At 73.4% G+C, this 17536-nt stretch carries 13 protein-coding genes; 2 read left to right on the top strand and 11 right to left on the bottom strand.

Going from position 1 to position 17536, the window contains the following annotated elements; genetic code table 11:
• Positions 1–50 precede the first annotated feature (50 nt).
• Positions 51–803: a peptidoglycan-binding protein gene (locus tag FE634_RS04395; RefSeq protein WP_138875203.1), complete on the top strand. Its 753-nt coding sequence runs from the start codon at positions 51–53 to the stop codon at positions 801–803.
• 14 nt (positions 804–817) lie between these two features.
• Here FE634_RS04395 and FE634_RS04390 read toward each other — a convergent pair whose 3' ends face one another.
• The 4 genes from FE634_RS04390 to FE634_RS04375 all read right to left on the bottom strand — a co-directional run bounded on the left by FE634_RS04390 (position 818) and on the right by FE634_RS04375 (position 4759).
• Positions 818–2023 carry an ATP-binding protein gene (locus FE634_RS04390; RefSeq protein WP_138875202.1) on the bottom strand — a complete coding sequence of 402 codons (1206 nt, stop codon included), beginning with the start codon at positions 2021–2023 and terminating at the stop codon, positions 818–820.
• Positions 2016–2705 (bottom strand): response regulator transcription factor, encoded by a 690-nt coding sequence (locus tag FE634_RS04385; RefSeq protein ID WP_262347572.1) that lies wholly within the window; start codon positions 2703–2705, stop codon positions 2016–2018. The genes FE634_RS04390 and FE634_RS04385 overlap by 8 nt, the downstream gene beginning before the upstream one ends.
• Before the next feature lie 189 nt (positions 2706–2894).
• Positions 2895–3827, bottom strand: a complete 933-nt coding sequence (gene ligD, locus FE634_RS04380) for a non-homologous end-joining DNA ligase (RefSeq protein WP_137292458.1) — start codon at positions 3825–3827, stop codon at positions 2895–2897.
• Complete coding sequence (locus FE634_RS04375) at positions 3824–4759, bottom strand: ATP-dependent DNA ligase (RefSeq protein WP_148240378.1); 936 nt, start codon at positions 4757–4759, stop codon at positions 3824–3826. The genes ligD and FE634_RS04375 overlap by 4 nt, the downstream gene beginning before the upstream one ends.
• 93 nt (positions 4760–4852) lie before the next feature.
• Between FE634_RS04375 and ku the strand changes: the two genes are divergently transcribed.
• Positions 4853–5815, top strand: coding sequence for a non-homologous end joining protein Ku (gene ku / locus FE634_RS04370; protein WP_148240377.1), 963 nt, complete (start codon positions 4853–4855; stop codon positions 5813–5815).
• A 59-nt stretch (positions 5816–5874) separates the two neighbouring features.
• On the opposite strand, the gene FE634_RS21550 is transcribed toward ku, so the two are convergent.
• The 7 genes from FE634_RS21550 to FE634_RS04335 all read right to left on the bottom strand — a co-directional run bounded on the left by FE634_RS21550 (position 5875) and on the right by FE634_RS04335 (position 17396).
• Positions 5875–7101, bottom strand: a complete 1227-nt coding sequence (locus tag FE634_RS21550; RefSeq protein WP_148240376.1) for an HNH endonuclease signature motif containing protein — start codon at positions 7099–7101, stop codon at positions 5875–5877.
• A 160-nt stretch (positions 7102–7261) separates the two neighbouring features.
• On the bottom strand, positions 7262–8791 hold the full coding sequence (locus tag FE634_RS04360; RefSeq protein ID WP_138875199.1) for a hypothetical protein: 1530 nt from the start codon (positions 8789–8791) through the stop codon (positions 7262–7264).
• A gap of 35 nt (positions 8792–8826) precedes the next feature.
• On the bottom strand, positions 8827–9900 hold the full coding sequence (locus tag FE634_RS04355; protein ID WP_138875198.1) for an ABC transporter permease: 1074 nt from the start codon (positions 9898–9900) through the stop codon (positions 8827–8829).
• Positions 9900–10799, bottom strand: a complete 900-nt coding sequence (locus FE634_RS04350; RefSeq protein ID WP_137292452.1) for an ABC transporter ATP-binding protein — start codon at positions 10797–10799, stop codon at positions 9900–9902. Before FE634_RS04350 ends, FE634_RS04355 begins: the two co-directional genes overlap by 1 nt.
• 129 nt (positions 10800–10928) lie before the next feature.
• Positions 10929–13637, bottom strand: a complete 2709-nt coding sequence (locus FE634_RS04345; protein WP_138875197.1) for a M1 family metallopeptidase — start codon at positions 13635–13637, stop codon at positions 10929–10931.
• A 103-nt stretch (positions 13638–13740) separates the two neighbouring features.
• On the bottom strand, positions 13741–15606 hold the full coding sequence (locus FE634_RS04340) for an ABC transporter ATP-binding protein (RefSeq protein ID WP_138875196.1): 1866 nt from the start codon (positions 15604–15606) through the stop codon (positions 13741–13743).
• Positions 15603–17396, bottom strand: coding sequence for an ABC transporter ATP-binding protein (locus tag FE634_RS04335; protein WP_138875195.1), 1794 nt, complete (start codon positions 17394–17396; stop codon positions 15603–15605). The genes FE634_RS04340 and FE634_RS04335 overlap by 4 nt, the downstream gene beginning before the upstream one ends.
• Positions 17397–17536 lie beyond the last annotated feature (140 nt).

The raw sequence follows: 17536 nt of genomic DNA, 5'->3' as shown, positions 1-17536 counted from the left end.
GCCGGGGGGCGCCAGGTCCTCGGGCACCCAGCCGAGGAGGAGGAGCACCCGTGACCGCGTTCGACCTCACCCTCGCCGGCCCGCTCGGGCCGGCCTTCACCGGCGGTCTCGGCGGGCCCGGTGCGGGCACCCACGCCCACCTCGACTGGCACGACAGCGCCGCGATGCGTCTCGGTGCCGCGCCCGGCAGCACGGTCCGCGCCACGCTGGAGGGCCGCGTCACCGAGCGCGTCGACGACACCGCCAGGGGCGTCCGGCTGACCGTCGCCGACCCGAGCGGGCGGGTCTCGGCCTTCCACACCTTCCTCACCGACGTGCCCGCGCGCCTCCAGGTCGGGGCGCGGGTCGCCCAGGGCGAGCCGCTGGGCGCGGTGCTGTGCGTCGACGGCGTCCGCCCGCACCTCCACCTGGCCCTGGGCGAGCTGGTCGCGGGCCGCACGACCGGGATCGACCTGTACTCGTCCTACCTCGAGCTGAGCATGACCCAGACGACGATCGCGGTGACCTTCTTCCAGCACCCCGACGCGCCGCCCGTGCCGGTCGGCGGCCCGCTCGGCCCCACCGACCTGCGCGAGGCCTGGGCGATCGACGTCGGGAGCCTGGTCGGCGTGCAGCGCGCGCTGGTCTCGCTCGGCTTCGACCCCGGCCTGCCGAGCGGCGTCGACGGCCCGCGCAGCCGGCACGCCGTCCGGCGCTTCCAGGCCGACCACGGCCTGCGCCCCGACGGCGTCCTCGACGCCCGGACCCGCGCGGCGCTCGCCTCCGTGCTGACGGCGGCCGGCCTGGTCACCACCGTCGCCTGAGCGGCGGGCCCCGCTCAGCGACGGGGCAGGTGCAGGCGCAGCGCGGAGCCGTCGGCGGGTCGCTCGAGCCGCCCGCCCAGGGAGTCGAGCACGACCTGGATCCGCTCCTCGGCCGCCCGGGCCGGGGCGCGGCGCGTGCCGTTGGCGTCGACGCAGCTGACGTCGATCTGCAGGCGGCTGGCGGCACCCTCGAACACCAGGCGGACCGCACCGGTGTCGTGCTGGAGGACGTCCTCGAGCAGCAGGTCCAGCACCTGCTCGACCGGGCCCGGGGTGAAGCGCAGCTCGATGTCGCCCTCGACGGCGGCGCTGAGCGAGCGGTGGTCGAGGTCGAGGACGTCGGCCCAGCGCTGCGCCACCTGGGTGGCGAGGTCGCGCAGCGGCAGCGCCGCCCCGGCCAATAGGACGCCGCGGCCGCCGAGCTCGACGAGCTCGCCGGCCACCTGGTCGAGCCGGCCCACGGCCCGGAGGCAGCCGATCGTGGCGTCGCGGGCCTCGCCGGACAGCGTGGGGTCCTCGATGATCTCCTCGAGCCGGAACCGCAGGCTGGTCAGCGGCGTGCGCAGCACGTGGGACGCGTGCTGCCCGAACTCGCGCTCGCGCTCCATCCGCTCGCGCATCTGGGTGGCGCTGCTCGCGAGCGCGAGGGCGATCGCCCGCGCCTCGGGCACGCCGCCACGCGGGAGGTCGAGGTCGAACCGGCCGCGCCCCAGCGCCGCGGCCGCCACGGCGAGCTGCCGGAACGGGGCGGAGAGCGACCGCGCGACGAGGTAGCCCGTGACGCCGGCCAGGATCGCCAGCAGCCCGAACACGGCGAGCACCTCGAACCGGTCGCCCCACACGCCCTCGAGCGTCTGGTCGTGCACGTTGGTCAGCTCGACCTCCTCGCCGTCGCCGAGGATCACCGCGGACGCGAGCTGGTCGGCCGGGGCACCGGGGTCGAAGTCGGCGCCGGTCAGCACCACACGCGTGCTGTCCTCGCGCTTGATCACGATCCGGCTGCGCGGGGTGAGGAACGGCCTGAGGAGCTCCCGGTCCAGGACGCCGCCGGCGGCGACCGCGTCGGAGATGACCGCCCCCATCGCCTCGGCGGTCGCGGCGACGTCCGCGGCCTCGTGGGCGCGGACCGCGCTGTCGCTGGCGTGGCTGCGGATCAGCCCCGCGCCGACGAGCAGCAGGAGCGTGATCGCGATGAACGCGGTGGTGAGTCGCTCACGCATCGGGCGCGGGAGCCTCGAGGCGGAAGCCCACGCCCCTCACCGCGACGACCCGCTCGGTCACGCCGACGCTCTCGAGCTTCTGCCGCAGCCGCCCGATCGTCACGTCGAGGGTCTTGGTGGAGCCGTACCAGTTCTCGTCCCAGACGTCGGCCATCAGCCGGCCGCGGGAGACGACCTTGTCCTTGTTGGCGGCCAGGATCGACAGCACGTCGAACTCCTTGCCGGTCAGCGGCACCTCGACGTCGCCGGCGTACACGCGCCGGGCGTCGACGTCGATCCGCAGGCCGTCGTCGGGCTCGTCGTGGGCCGAGCCGGCGCCGGTGCGGCGCAGCAGCGCGCGGACGCGGGCCTGCAGCTCGGCGAGGCCGAACGGCTTGGCGAGGTAGTCGTCGGCGCCGTAGTCGAGGCCGACGACGCGGTCGAGCTCTCCGGCGCGGGCGGTGACGATCATGATCGCGCCCTCGAACCCGGCGGCGCGGGCCTCCTTGCAGACCTCGAGGCCGTCCATGTCGGGCAGACCGAGGTCGAGGATCACCACGTCGGCGGAGCGCCCGGAGAGCTCGTCGAGGGCCTTCTGGCCACTGTCGACCCAGCCGACGTCGTAGCCCTCACGCTCCAGCGTCCGGACAAGGGGGAACGCGATGTCCTCCTCGTCCTCGACGACGAGCACTCTGTGGCCCATAGGGGGGAGCATAGGGGGTGCGACACGGTGTCCGGAGCCAAGTGCGACATGTGGCCACTCCGGAGGCTCGCGCGGCCCTGCACGACGCGCTGCTCCTCACCTGTCTACGACGCTAGGCCGACCGGAGCCACGGCGTGCCCACCGCGAGCCCACACCGGTCCCAAAGTTCGGTAACAGGCCGTGGCGGGGTCAGCCGGCGAAGAGGTCGCCGAGGTCGGCGACCCGGTCGAGCACCTCGTCGTGGCGCAGCTGCTCCAGGCCGAGGGGGTCCTCGGCGCCCTCCTCGACCTCGTCCCACGCGACCGGTGCGGCGACGTAGGGACGTTCCCGCCCGCGCAGCGAGTACGGCGCGACGGTGGTCTTCGACCCGGCGTTCTGCGACCAGTCGAAGAACACCTTGCCGCCCCGCTTGGCCTTGGTCATCGTCGCGGTGACGAGCTTCGGGTGCTCGCCCTGGAGCTCCTCGGCGATCTCCCTGGCCAGCGCCGTCGACTCGTCGGGCGGGAGGCGCCGGGGCAGGTCGGCGTAGAGGTGCAGGCCCTTGCTGCCGCTGAGCACGGGCTTGGCGACGAGGTCGCGCTCGGCCAGCTTGTCGCGCGCGAGCAGCGCGACCTGGCAGCACTCGTGCAGCCCGGCGGGCTCGCCGGGGTCGAGGTCGACGACGACCCGGTCGGCGTTGCGGGGGCGGCCGTTGCGCCCGACCCGCCACTGGTGCACGTGCAGCTCGAGCGCTGCGAGGTTGGCCATCCAGGTCAGCGTGGCGAGGTCGTCGACGACCGGGAACACCAGGGTGTCGCCGTGCCGGCTCGAGCCGCGCGAGCCGGTGGTCGGCACGGTGACGGTGCGCACCCACGACGGTGTCCCGGGCGGGACGTTCTTCTCGAAGAAGCTCGCGTCCTGGACGCCGTGCGGCCACCGGATCCGGGTCACGGCGCGGTCGCGCAGGTGCGGGAGCATCGTCGGGGAGATCCGCGCGTAGTAGTCGAGGACCTCGCCCTTGGTCGTGCCGGTGCGCGGGTAGAGCACCTTGGCCAGGTTGCTGATCTTGAGCGTCCGACCGTCGACGTCGACGTGGAGCTCCTCCTTCTCGACCCGCTGCTGGGGCCGCTCGCGCGGGCTCACAGGTCGGCTGCTCCCAGGTCGGTGCGCAGGCCGCGGAACGACGGCTGGCGCAGCCGGTCGTACCCGCGCCCGTGGGAGTCGACGTCGACGACGAGCACCGGCTCGCACCACCGGGTGCCGAGCGCGTCGACGCGCGGAACCTCGTCGGCGAACGGGCTGTCGGCGCGGGCCAGCCCGGCCACCGCCTCGGCCAGCACCCGGCTCTGCCTGGCCGCGATGCCGCTGCCGACCCGGCCCCGGTAGCGCAGGCCGTCGGGGGTGGGCTCGCCGACGAGCAGGGCGGCGAGGCGGTCGGTGGTGCCCTCCTGCGGCCGCCACCCGCCGACGACGAAGGACTCCCGGTGGCGGTGGGCGAACTTCAGCCAGTGCGGCGAGCGCTCCGCCGGGCGGTACGGCGCGGAGAGCCGCTTGCTGACGATGCCCTCGAGACCCTGCTCGCGGGTGGCGTCGAGCAGCATCGGGCCGTCGTCGTAGGACGGCGGCACCTGCCAGGCGCTGCCCTCGAAGGTCTCGGCCAGCAGTGCGCGGCGGGTGGCGAGCGGCTCGGCGAGCAGGTCGCGGCCGTCGAGGCGGAGCAGGTCGAAGATCATGAACGTGACCGGCACCTGGTGCACCAGCCGGGCCACCGAGGTGGCCCGCCGCACGTGCATCCGCTCCTGGAGGACCCGGAAGTCGGGCAGGCCGCGCTCGTTGAGCGCGATCACCTCGCCGTCGACGAGGTGGTCGCGGTCGGCGAGCGGCGCGTCGGCGACGTCGGGCCAGGCGGCGGTGACGTCGTTGTCGTTGCGGCTGGTGAGCCGGGTGCCGCTCCCGCCCGCCCGGCCGGCGGGGCGGGTGTCGGCGAGGATGCGCATGCCGTCCCACTTGACCTCGTGGGCCCACTCCTCGCCCGTGGGCACGTGGTCGCCCTTGGTGGCGAGCATGGGACGCATGGGGCCATCCTGCCTGCGGGCGGTGACTTTCGCCCGCCGCACCCGTCAGACTGGTGCGACTCGTAGGAGCACACGACCTCGAAAGGCCTCAGCATGCGCGCGATCTGGAAGGGTGCGGTCTCGTTCGGACTGGTCAGCGTGCCCGTGAAGCTCTACTCGGCGACCGAGAGCCACGACGTGTCGTTCCGGCAGGTGCACGCCAGCGACGGCGGGCGGATCAAGTACCAGCGGGTCTGCGCGATCGACGGCGAGGAGATCGCCTACGCCGACATCGCCAAGGGCTACGAGACCGAGGACGGCGAGATGGTCATCCTCAGCGACGACGACATGGCGCAGCTGCCCTCGACGTCCTCGCGCGAGATCGCGGTGGAGAAGTTCGTCCCGACCGACCAGATCGACCCCATGCTCTTCGAGAAGTCCTACTACCTCGAGCCGGAGAAGAGCGGGGCCAAGCCGTACGCGCTGCTGCGCCAGGCGCTGATCGACGCCGACCGGATGGCGGTCGTCACCGTCGCGCTGCGCCAGCGCACCACCGTCGCCGTGCTGCGCGTGCGCGACGACGTGATCGTGCTGCAGACGATGATGTGGCCCGACGAGATCCGCCAGCCCGACTTCACCATCGACACCGGGGAGATCAAGGACTCCGAGGTCAAGATGGCCAACATGCTGGTCGAGACCCTCGCCGGCGACTTCGACGCCGGCGACTTCGAGGACGACTACGCCGACGCCGTCCAGGAGCTGGTGCGGACCAAGATCGAGGGCGGCGAGATCAAGCGGACCCCCACCTCGACGAAGTCCTCGGGCGAGGTCGTCGACCTCCTGGCCGCCCTGCAGCGCTCGGTGCAGAACGCGAAGAGCGCGCGCGGCGAGGCCACCGACGCCGACGACGACTCCGACGACGGGACCGACGAGAAGCCGGCGAGGAAGACCGCGGCGAAGAAGGCCCCCGCGAAGAAGGCGCCGGCCAGGAAGACCGCGGCGAAGAAGGCCCCCGCCAAGAAGACCGCGGCCAAGAAGACCACGACGAGGAAGACGGCCGCCAAGAAGGCGAGCTGACCTCAGGGGACCCGGGCGTGCCGACGGCCCAGCCGTGGGCGGGGCGTGGGGCGGGGTGGTCAGGGTTCGGCCGGCTCGGCTGGTGGTGGGTCGAGTGGTGTGGTGCCGTGGTGGTCTCGTCGGTAGGTGAGGCCCGACGGTGCGGTCCAGTGGTAGGTGCCGGGCGTCGTCGTGGTGTAGCGCCAGCGGCCGTGGGTCTTGGCGCGGTGGTGTCGTCGGCAGAGGGGGGCGAGGTTGTCGGTGGAGGTCGGCCCGCCGAGGTCGTGGGGGGTGATGTGGTCGAGGTCGCAGCGGGTGGCGGGTCGTCGGCAGTGGGGGAAGGCGCAGGTGAGGTCGCGCAGCTCGATCTGTTCGCGCAAGCGGTCGGGGGCTTCGTAGGCCTCGACGTGGACGTGGTCGTGGAGGTCGATGACTTGCTTGATGGTGACGTGGGTAGCGGTGGCGCACCAGGTCTGGATGGTCTCGACGGTGACCGGACTCCGGGTGGTCTCGGAGCGTCCGAGGTCGGGTGAGTCCTGGTGCAGGTGCACGACCAGCGGCCGGGTGGGCTGGCTGGTGAGGTCGAGGGGCTGGTCGCCGCGGGCGAGGTCGCCGAGGGCGATCGAGCGGCGGACGTCGAGGGGCTCCTCGCACCCGGCCTCGGCCAGGGTCGCCGCGCCCGTGCGCAGGGCGTCCTCGAGGTCCATCGCGTCGGGCACGGACAGCACGCCCTCGAGGCGGGCGTTGCCGTCGAGGGTGGCGTGGGTGAGGTCGATCGCGACGTACCGCTCGTCAGCGGGCGGGGCGACGTCCTGGGGTGCGTGGCGGGCGAGGGCCTCGGTGACGAGGCGGTCGAGCTGGGTGAAGGTGATCGAGGAGACGGCCTGGGCGAGTCGGGCGTCGACGTACGCCGCGCCGTCGACGGGCAGGCGCATCGTCGACTCGGCGATCCGACCGGCCTTCCAGACGGGGAGCCGGCCGTCGAGGACCGCTGCCCAGAGCCGGGGAAGCCGGTAGCGGAGCTCGAGGGCCCGGCCGAGGTAGCCCAGCCCGGCGTCGGTGCTCATGCCCATCGCGGCGGCGAGGTCGTAGGCGGCGAACTCCTCGACGACCGGGCAGCCGACACCACCCAGCGGGAGCGGCCGCTCGCCGAACGTCACGGTGTGGGGGTCGTCATCGGTGGTGTGCTCGCGGGCCCAGTCGAGGACCGAGACCAGGGTCGCGACCTCGGCCCGGCGGGTCGCCGCCTGGTGGGTGCGCACCGCCACCAGCGCCGGGTCGGCAAGCTGGGCGGTGGCTGCGGCCATGGATCCATCATACGCCGGCCGACAGACAATCGCTACTGTGTTCGACAATCTGCGAGTGGGTTCCCGCGCCGACCTCTGCGTGGTCTCGAGACGGCCGCAGACGGCCTCCTCGACCACCAGGCCAGCCGCTCGGTCTCGGGTCGCAAGGCGCGCGTGCGGCTCAGTCGCCCTCGACGCCGGGGCCGCGGCGCCACCAGGTGGCGAGCTTGTCGGCGTCGCCCCGGGTGAGGGTGGCCTCGGCGTAGCAGGCGCAACCGGGCAGGTCCCAGTAGCGGACCGGGCGGCCGGCCGCGGTCGTGTACTCGTAGAGGGCGCCGTCGTCCTTGCCCCGCCTGGCCTCCCACGTGCGCAGCGGACGCTCGCTGTCCTTCGCGACGGCGAGGGTCAAGGCGCGGTAGGCCTCGAGGGCCTCCTCGGACTCGAAGCGGCCCACGAAGACCTCGACCGGGCCGGTGGGGTCGCAGAAGCTCTCCTCGAGCTCGAGGTCGACGGCGGTCTCGATGCGGAGGCACTTCTCGACGTCGAGCCACCCGCCGAGGAAGTCGACGAGGCCGGGGGCGGAGGGGCCGGTCGGGTAGGCGACCGACGGGACCCGCGCCCGCACCTCGGCGACGAGGTCGTCGAGGTCGGTGCCGCGGGGCCCGGTGAGCGTCGCGGACTGCTGGGCGACGGCGTCGTCCCAGTAGACGGCGGCCCGCACGGGCGCGCCGGCGTCGTCCTCGCGCTCGAAGGCCATCAGGGTGCCGGAGGTCGTCGCCTCGTAGACGGTGCCGATGTCGTGCTCGACCCGCTCCTCCCGGGCGGCCTCCAGCGCGGCGGCCGAGGGGTAGGTGACGAGCTCGAGGGTGCCGGTCGGCAGCTCGCAGGTCAGCCTCTCGCCCCGGGCACGGGCGCGCCCGGCGGTCGTGCACATCACGTCGTCGGGGACGACGGCCTCCGCGAGCCCGCTGTACCTGGCGTTCACCGCGGCCGGGTCCGTCCCGTCCGGGTCGATCGTCTCGGTCTCGGTCTCGCTCGGGCTCGCCGACGGCGTCGTGACGCCTCCCCCGGTGGGTGCCGGCTCCTCGTCGCCACCGAGCACCACCGCCGCCACGACGCCGGCGACCAGCGCGAGCACGAGCACGGCAGCCGCGACGACCGGCCAGCGCCGACGGGCCCCGCCGCGCTCGGCCCGCGAGCCGGCGCGCGACACGACGTCCTCGCGCCCCTCCAGCGGCACCGGCGCTGGGACCGGCACCGGGATCGACGTCGGCGCCAGGGCGGGTACCGCCGGCATCCGCTCGCGGGTGTCGTCGGGCGCGAGGTGGGGCTCGGGTCCGGCACCAGGTCCGGCACCAGGAGCGGCGCCGGGCCGCGGGTGCCGCCGGACGTCGGCGTCGTCGGCCCGGCCGACCGCGTAGGCCAGGGCGGCACACGCCCAGCGGGCGGCCGCGGGGTCACCGCCGGGCACCCGGGCGAGCCGGTCGCCGGCGTCGCCGACGGCTTCGTCGACGGGCACGCCCGCGACGAGCCGGTCGACCAGGAAGCCGAAGACCCCGGACCGGACGGCGTCGACGAGCAGGCCGCGCTCGGCCGCCGTCGAGACGTCGGCGAAGGAGCCCTCCAGGGCCCCGCGCAGCACGTCGGCGTCGTCGAAGACGGCGTCCCCGCGTCGCACCCCGAGGTCGTACAGGTGTTCGTGGAGCTCCATCGCTTCCCCTCAGCCGGTCGTGGGTCGGGTCCGGCTCACGCCGTCTCCCACCGGAACAGTCTGGCGGCAACCAGGCTGACCACGAGCGCGAACCCCGCCAGGATCACGATCGGCAGCACCGCCGAGCCCGGTCCCTGGCCGCGCACCATCACGTCGAGCATGCCCTCGTTGAGGTGCTTGAGCGGGAGCACGTTCGACACCGCGCGCAGCCAGGCCGGCGCCGCGTCGAGCGGGAAGAACGAGCCGCTGAGGAACGCCATCGGCAGCACCATGAAGTTGGCGGCGTTCACCGCGCCCTCCGTGGTCGTGGTGATCGCCCCGGCGAGCAGGCCGACCGACATGAAGCAGAGCGTCCCGACGACGAGGAGCGGGATCGACATCCACCACGACCCGGTGAGCTGCAGCCCGAAGGCGCCGGCGCCCAGCCCGAGGAAGATGGCCATCTGCACGAAGGCGATCCCGATCGCGACGGCGACGCGCGCGCCGACCACGGTGCGCGTCGAGACCGGCGCGAGCTGGAGCCGCCGCAGCAGCTTCGACTGCCGCCAGCCCTGGATCGTCGCGGCCGCCCCGAACGCCGCGCTCATCGCCACCGCCCAGCCGAGCAGCCCGGGGGTCACGAACTGGATCGTGGTCAGCGAGTCGTCCTCGACGCGCTCGGTCTCCAGCGTGTACGTCGGCGGCGACCCCGTGGCCGCGACGTTCGCGCCGTCGACGAACGAGCGCAGCGTGCCCTGGGTGATGGCGGCCCCGACCTGGTCGGTCTGGGTGTAGTGCGCGACGAGGGTGTCGCCCCGCATCTCGACCGCCACGTCGGCGTCGCCCCGGCGGACCTCCTCGAGCGCCGCGGCGAGGTCGTCGCTCCGGGTGACGTCGAAGGTGTCGTCGAAGACCTCGCGCGCCCCCGCGGGCAGGTCGTCGACCAGCGACACGTCGCCGACCTGCACGAGCTCGACCCTCGACTGGCCCTGGTCGCCGAAGATGCCGCCGAACAGGACCAGGAACATCAGCGGGAAGATCAGCGCGAAGAACACCGAGGCCTTGTCGCGCAGGAAGCCCTTGATGATGGCCAGGGAGAGCGCCCGGAAGGTCGCCGTCGTCGCGGGCATCAGGCTCGGTACTCCCGCCCGGTGAGGTCGAGGAAGACGTCCTCGAGGGTGGCGGTCCTGATCTGGACGCCGTCGAGGCGGTCCTGCTCGGCGAGCCGGGTCAGCACCGCGGCCGGTGACCGGGTGGTGAGGACGACGCCGTCGACCGACTCGGTGGCCTCGTCGACGCCGTCGATCGCGCGGGCCTCGTCGAGGCTCACCTGGCCGGGACCCACGCTCACGCGGGTCGGCGCATCGAGCCCGCGCACGAGGGCCGCGGGGGTGTCCACCTCCAGGACCCGGCCGGCGTCCATGATCGCCACCCGGTCGCAGAGCACCTCGGCCTCGTCCATGTAGTGCGTGGTGAGCACGACGGTGCGGCCCGAGTCGTTCAGCCCGGCGAGCAGGTCCCAGAGGTTGCGCCGGGCCTGCGGGTCGAGCGCCGCGGTGGGCTCGTCGAGGAAGACGACCTCGGGGTCGTGCACGAGCGCGCAGGCGATCGAGAGCCGCTGGGCCTGGCCGCCGGAGAGGTCTTCCACGCGGGTGTCGGCCTTCTCGACCAGTCCGACCCGCTCGAGCCACTCCTCGGCCGCGGTCACCGGCACGGAGTACAGCGAGGCGAAGGTTCGGAGCTGCTCGCGGGCGGTGAGTCGCTCGAAGAACGCCGAGGCCTGGAGCTGCACCCCCATCCGCGGCAGCAGCCTCGGGTTGCGCGGCCACACCGCCTCGCCGAGGACCCGCACGCTGCCCTCGTCGGGCTGCCGCAGCCCCTCGATCATCTCCAGGGTCGTCGTCTTGCCCGCGCCGTTGGGGCCGAGGATGCCGACGAACTCGCCCTCGGCGACCTCGAGGCTCACCCCGTCGACCGCCCGCAGGTCGCCGTACCGCTTGACCAGGCCGTCCACCTCGATCGCCGCCATGCCCGGACCCTAGGGTCCGTCCGGGAGAGGGGGCCAGCCCGGGTCTCGCGGCCGGGGACCGCGCACGGCCCGCCGCGGGGTGCGACGGGCCGCGCGGGGTGGTGCGGACTGCCGGGGTGGCGGGGTGGGTCAGACGACCTTGGCGGTCCTCGGGCTGCGACCGGTCACGGTGACGTAGCCGGGCCTGGTGGCGGTGACGACCACGACGACCCGCTTGCCGCGGGCGGCCCTCGTCACCGCGAAGGTGCGACCGGCGCCGCGCGCACCGGCCACCGCCTTGCCGCCGACGAACCAGCGGTAGGTCAGCGTGACGCCGGCGTCTCGGGCGCCGGGGACGGCGCGCAGCGTGCGACCGACGGCCGCTCGGCCGGCCACCGTCGGCGTCGGGCGCCGCACCTGCTGGCCGAGCGCGACCGGCGCGGTGTCGGCGCTGGCGACCTCGGTCGGCGCGAAGCCCGGCTTGGTGCCGGTGACGACCACCCCGAGCCGCCGGCCGGCGTCGGCCGCCACGGCGGTGTACGTCGCGGCGGTGGCGCCGGTGATCGGCGCTCCGTCCCGCGTCCACCGGTAGGCCAGCGTCACGCCGTCGTCCCAGGTGCCGGCGACGGCGGTGAGCGGGACGCCGACGCGGGCGGTGCCGGTGACGGTCGGGGTCGGCGTCGTGGTCAGGTCGCCCGCGGCGACCGCGGCGGTCGCGGCGCTGGTGCGGGTGACGTCGCCGTAGCCGGCCTTCGAGCCGGCGACGGTCACGCGGACCACCTTGCCGGCGTCGTCCGGGCCCAGGAGCAGGGTCGGGCCGGTGGCGTCCACGACGTCCTCGCCGCCGACGGTCCACCCGAAGGCGAACGTCGTGCCGGGCGCCCAGCCCGTGGTGTCGGCGGTGAGCTCGGCGCCCACCTTCGGGGTGCCGGTGATCGTCGGCAGCGGCGCCGGGGCGACGGCCTGCTCGGCGACGTCGGCGCGGGTCGTGCAGGACGCACCGGGAGCACAGAAGCCACCGAGGGTCTGCGAGGACAGGCTCGCGCGCAGCGAGGCGGCGCTGACGTCGCCGTCGACGACGACGTCGAAGGACGCCGTGCGGCTGCCGTGGCGCGGCGTGGTGGGCAGCGCCCAGGTGAGGGTGTCGCCGGCGAGGGTCAGCCCGTCGGGAAGCGCACCGAGGGTGGCGTCGTCGAGCACGTCGGACAGGTCGACCTCGGCCACGCTCGACGTCAGCGGGACGTAGCCCCGGTTGGCCGCGGTGACGGTGTAGGTGACGGTGTCGCCGGGCTCGAGGGCACCGTCGGCGGTGTCCTGGCCGAGGACCAGGTCGTAGCGCTGCGGCCAGGCCGGCTTGTCGGCGTCGCGGACCCAGTCCTGGAAGAACGCGTCGAGCTCGGCACCCGAGACCTCCTCGGCGAGGGCGAGCAGCGCGGCGGTGCCGCGGCTCTGGCCGGCGTGGCGGACCTGCCACTCGCGGATGAGCGCGAAGAAGTCGGCGTCGCCGATCGAGAGGCGCAGCGCCTCCCAGAACTGCGCGCTGCGGGTGTAGGTCTGGTAGCCGTACAGGCCGGCGGCGTCGGTGATGCCGGCCGGCGGGGTGAGCCAGTTCGCGCTCTCGGGGGCGCTGGCCGACCAGCTGGTGAAGTAGGTGTACTCGGTGCTCGCGCCGCTGGTCGCGGGCTCGGCGAGCTGGTTGGCGAAGTGCGTCGGCATCCAGGTGGCCATGCCCTCGTTGATGTAGAGGTCGTTCCACACCGTGGGGGCGACGTTGTTGCCGTACCACTGGTGGGCGAGCTCGTGCACGAAGGTGCCGGCGTTGATGCTGGTCGGGAAGAAGGAGCGGTCCTGGGTCTCGAGCGCGTAGCTGATCGCGCTCGGGACGAGGTCGACGACCACGCCGATGCTGTTGCCGGGGTAGGGGCCGAAGCGCGACTCGAGCCCGTCGATGACGCTCTTGAAGCGGGCGCGCTGCACGCCGACGCTGTTCTTGTTCGCCGCGCTGCTCGCCGAGTCGACGAAGCTCCACTCGTGCAGGGTGCGGCCGCTGGCCAGGGTGACGTCGGACTCGAGGACGTCGTACTTGCCGATCGAGATGATCGCGAGCTCGGAGGCCATCGGCTCCTGCTGCACCCACCTCCAGGTGGTCCGGTCGCCCGCGACGTCCTTGCCGACCAGCTCACCGTTGCTCGCGGCGGCGGCAGCGCCGGTGCCGGCGGCGTTGGTGATCGTGGTGGGGATGTCGACGTCGATCGTGTAGGTCGCCTTGTCGGCGGGGGTGTTGTTGTTCGGGAAGCCGGTCATCGAGCCGATCGGCTGGTTGACGAACGTGGCCCCGTCGGCGGTGACGTTCCAGCCCTCGTAGGAGCCGTCGGCGTCGGTGTGACGGGTCGGGATGCCGCTGTAGGTGACCACCGTGGTGAAGGCACCGCTGACCGGGGTGGCCGGGGTGACGACCAGCTTGTGCTTGATGTCGGCCGGCACCTCGTCGTGCGCGAAGGCCGCGGGCACGCCGTTCACGGTCACCGACGACACCGCGAGACCGCCACGCTCGAAGTCGAGCGAGAACGACGAGAGCGGCGCCCCGGTCGTGCTCGCCTCGATCGAGGTCGTCGCGGCGATGGTGCTGAGCGCCAGCGTCGCGCCCGGCGTCCAGGCGATGTCGAGGTCGTAGTGCTGCACGTCGTAGCCGCCGTTGCCGACGTGGGGGAACAGCGAGTCCCCCGACGTCTGGGCACCGGCGACCGGGTCCTCGGCGTGGGCCGGTGCGGCGGCCGGCAGCGCGACGGCCGCGATCGCGACCAGCGGGGTGAGGAGTCGGGCCGAGATCCTCGTGGAGCGGGGGCGGGGCTTGGTCATCCTCGTCCTTCGGTTGGTGGGTGGACCCGCTCAACCTAGGGGCGGCCACCGACCACGCGCGGGGGAATCGGGTCGCCGAAACCGGGATGTAACGGAGCGCCGCTCAGGCCAGCGAGTCGAGCCAGGCCCGGTGCAGGTCGGAGAAGTGCCCCTCTCCCCCGGCGACGAGGTCGGCGGGGGTGCCGTCCTCGACGACGTCGCCGTGCGCCATCACCAGCACCCGGTCGGCGATCTCGACCGTGGACAGGCGGTGGGCGATGATCACGGCCGTCCGACCGGCGAGCACGGTGCGCAGCGCGTGCTGGACCAGCCGCTCCGAGGGGACGTCGAGGGACGACGTCGCCTCGTCGAGGATGAGCACCTCGGGGTCGGCGAGGAAGGCGCGGGCGAAGGCGACGAGCTGGCGCTGGCCGGCACTGAGCCGGCCCCCGCGGTTGGCGACCTGGGTGGCGTAGCCGTCGGGCAGCGCCATGATCAGGTCGTGCGCGCCGAGGGCGCGGGCGGCCGCCTCGACGTCGGCGTCGGAGGCGCCCGGCCGACCGAAGCGGATGTTGTCGGCGATGGAGCCGGTGAACAGGAAGTTCTCCTGGGTCACCATGACCACCGAGGAGCGCAGGTCGTCGGAGGCCAGGTCGCGCAGGTCGACGCCGTCGAGGAGCACCCGGCCCGACGTGGGGTCGTAGAAGCGGGTCGCGAGCTTGGCCAGGGTCGTCTTGCCGGCGCCGGTGGTGCCGACCAGCGCGACCGTCTGCCCACCGGGGATGTCGAGGTCGAGGCCGGGCAGCACGTCGCGGCCGTCGACGTAGGAGAAGCGGACCTGCTCGAAGGTGAGCCCGCCGCGGCGGTGCGCGAGCGGGACCGGCGTGGCCGGCTCGGGCACCGACGGCTCCACGCGGAGCACCCCGGCCAGCTTCTCCAGGGCCGCCGAGGCGGACTGGAAGGTGTTGAAGAACTGCGAGATCTCCATCATCGGCTCGAAGAACCGGCGCAGGTAGAGCAGGAACGCCGCGAGCACGCCGACGGTGACCTCGCCCTGGTAGGCGAGGTAGCCGCCGTAGACGAGGACCGCGGCGATCGTGATGTTGCCGATCAGCCGCACGCCCGGCATGAACCAGGCGACGAGCCGGAAGGCGACCAGGTTGGCGCGGCGGTTGTCGTCGTTGAGGACGTCGAAGATCTCCAGGTCGCGCGGTTCGCGGCGGAACGCCTGCACCGCGCGGATGCCACCCATCGACTCGACGAAGTGGACGATCAGCAGCGCGACCCGCTCGCGGGCGACGCGGTAGCTCTTGGCCGACTCGCGGCGGAACCACGCGGTGATCCAGAACAGGAACGGACCGCAGAGCAGGGCCAGCAGGCCGAGCTTCACGTCGAGGAACATCAGGATGACGGCCGTGCCGACGAGGGTCAGGAACGCCGTGACCAGGCCGTCGAAGCCGGTCTCGAGCATCTCGTAGATGGCGTCGATGTCGGAGGTCTGCCGGGAGATGATCCGGCCCGAGGTGTAGTCGTCGTGGAAGGCCGGGCTGAGCCGCTGGAAGTGCCGGAAGACGCGGCGGCGCAGCTGGTAGAGGAGGTCCTGGCCGATCCGGCCCGAGCGCACCAGGAAGATCTGGCGGGTGATGGCCTGCACGACCGTCGCCCCGAGCACGAGGGCGACCACGATGCCCAGCGGGCCGAGGTCGTCGCTCTCGCGGATCGGCGGGATGCCGCTGTCGATGCCGACCTTGACCAGGTACGGGATGGCCAGGCGGGCGGCGTTCTCGACGACCACGACGGCGACGAGGATCCAGATCGCCCGCCGGTAGGGGCGCAGCAGCTCGCGCAGCAGCTGGCCCGACCCGCCGGTGAAGCGGATCCGGTCGGCGCTGTCGATGGCGTCGGCCTCGCCCGCGGCGATGCCGCGCCAGGACTGGTCGGCGTCGGTGCCGGTGCTCGTGCCGGTGCCGGTGCTGGTGTCAGTGCTCATGCGGGCACCCGGTCGCCGGCGTCGGCGCTGAGCAGCTCGCGGTAGGCGGGGACCTCGGCGAGCAGGGTGCGGTGCTGGCCGACGTGGGTGATGGTGCCGTCCTGGAGCAGCGCGACCCGGTCGGCGAGCAGCACGGTCGAGGCGCGGTGGGCCACCACGATGCCGGTGGTGGAGCCGAGCACGGCGCGCAGGGCGTCCTCGACGAGCCGCTCGGTGTGGACGTCGAGCGCGGAGAGCGTGTCGTCGAGCACCAGGATGCGGGGCCGGGCGACGACGGCACGGGCCAGCGCGAGCCGCTGCCGCTGGCCACCGGAGAGCGCCATGCCCTGCTCGCCGATGCGGGTGTCGAGACCCCAGGGCAGGTCGCGGACGAACCCGGCCTGGGCGACGTCGATGGCCTCCTCGACGTCGGCCTCGGGGGCCTCGGCTCGGCCCAGGGTGAGGTTCTCGCGGGCGCTCATCGAGAACAGGGTCGGCTCCTCGAAGGCCGTCGCGACCAGCGAGCGCAGGTGACCGAGCTCGAGGTCGCGGACGTCGACGCCGTCGATCGTGATCCGCCCGGCCGTGACGTCGTGCAGCCGCGGCACCAGGGCGGTGAGCGCGGTCTTGCCGGAGCCGGTGCCGCCGACGATCGCGACCGTCTCACCGGGCGGCACGTCGAGGCAGACGTCGCGCAGCACGACCTCGTCGGGGGCGTCGGGGAAGGCGAAGTCGACGTGCTCGAAACGCAGGTGGCCGCGCGGCTCGGCGATCGTGCGGTCGCCGCCGACGATGGCGGGCTCGGTGTCGAGCACCTCGAGGATCCGCGCAGAGGCCGACATCGCCTCCTGGGCCATCGCCAGGATGACGCCGAGGGAGGAGACCGGCCAGACCAGCGAGAGCAGCAGCGTGATGAAGGCGACCAGCTCGCCGGTGGTCAGCGCGCCCTGGCCGGCGCCGATCGCGCCGAGCAGCAGCACGACGCACACGGCGAGGTTGGGGATGACCTCCAGGAAGGTCCAGAACCGGGCCGAGAGGTGCACCTTGTCCATGCTGGAGGCGTGCAGCGAGCGGGCCTGGCGCTCGTACTCCGAGGCGACGTGCTCGCTGCGGCCGAACGCCTTGATGACCCGGAACCCGAGCGCGCCCTCCTCGGCGAGGGTGGCGAGGTCGCCCTGCTGGTCCTGCACGCGGCGCGACATCACGACGTACTTCTTCTCGAAGGTCATCGAGAGCCACACGATGGGCGCGGCGGTGGCCGCGACGACCAGTCCGAGCGGCCAGTACATGCCGAGCAGCACGATGGTCACCGCGACGACCTGCACGATGTTGACGACCAGGAAGATCAGCCCGAACCCGCTGAACCGGCGGATCGAGCTGAGGTCCTGGATCGCGCGCGACAGCAGCTGGCCCGCCGGCCACCTGCTGTGGAACGACATCGGCAGCTCCTGGAGCCGCGTATAGAGGTCGTGGCGCATGGAGGTCTCCATGGCGAGCACCGCGGTGCTCTGGACCCACCGGCGCACGAAGATCAGCACCGCCTCGACGACGCCGAGGGCCAGCGCGAGCAGGCCGAGCGGCAGCACCGGTCCCAGCTCGTGGTCGGCGATCGGGCCGTCGATCACCGCGCGGGTGACGAGCGGGATGCCGATCGAGGTGCCCACCACCGCCAGCGAGGTGAGCAGCATGACCGCGACCGAGCCGAGGTGCGGGCGCAGGTAGCCGCGCAGCCGCCACAGAAAGCGGACGCTGGCCGCGGGCGGCTGGTCGGGGTCGGGGTCGAGACCGACGTCGTGAGAAGTCGTTGCCATCGACAACGACTCTAGGTCGGGCCTCCGACAACCCACGAACCTCTGAGGTACCTCAGACCGCTTCCGTCCTCGGGTCGGCCCGGGCGGGGTGGCCAGACGCCTGCAATTGCAGCGATTGGCTCAGGTTTGGGCGCCGGAGC

The organism is Nocardioides sp. S-1144 (genome assembly GCF_005954645.2).
Lineage (GTDB): Bacteria > Actinomycetota > Actinomycetes > Propionibacteriales > Nocardioidaceae > Nocardioides > Nocardioides dongxiaopingii.
The sequence above is the reverse complement of the archived record's forward strand: the minus strand, read 5'-3'. Positions and strand labels throughout refer to the sequence as shown.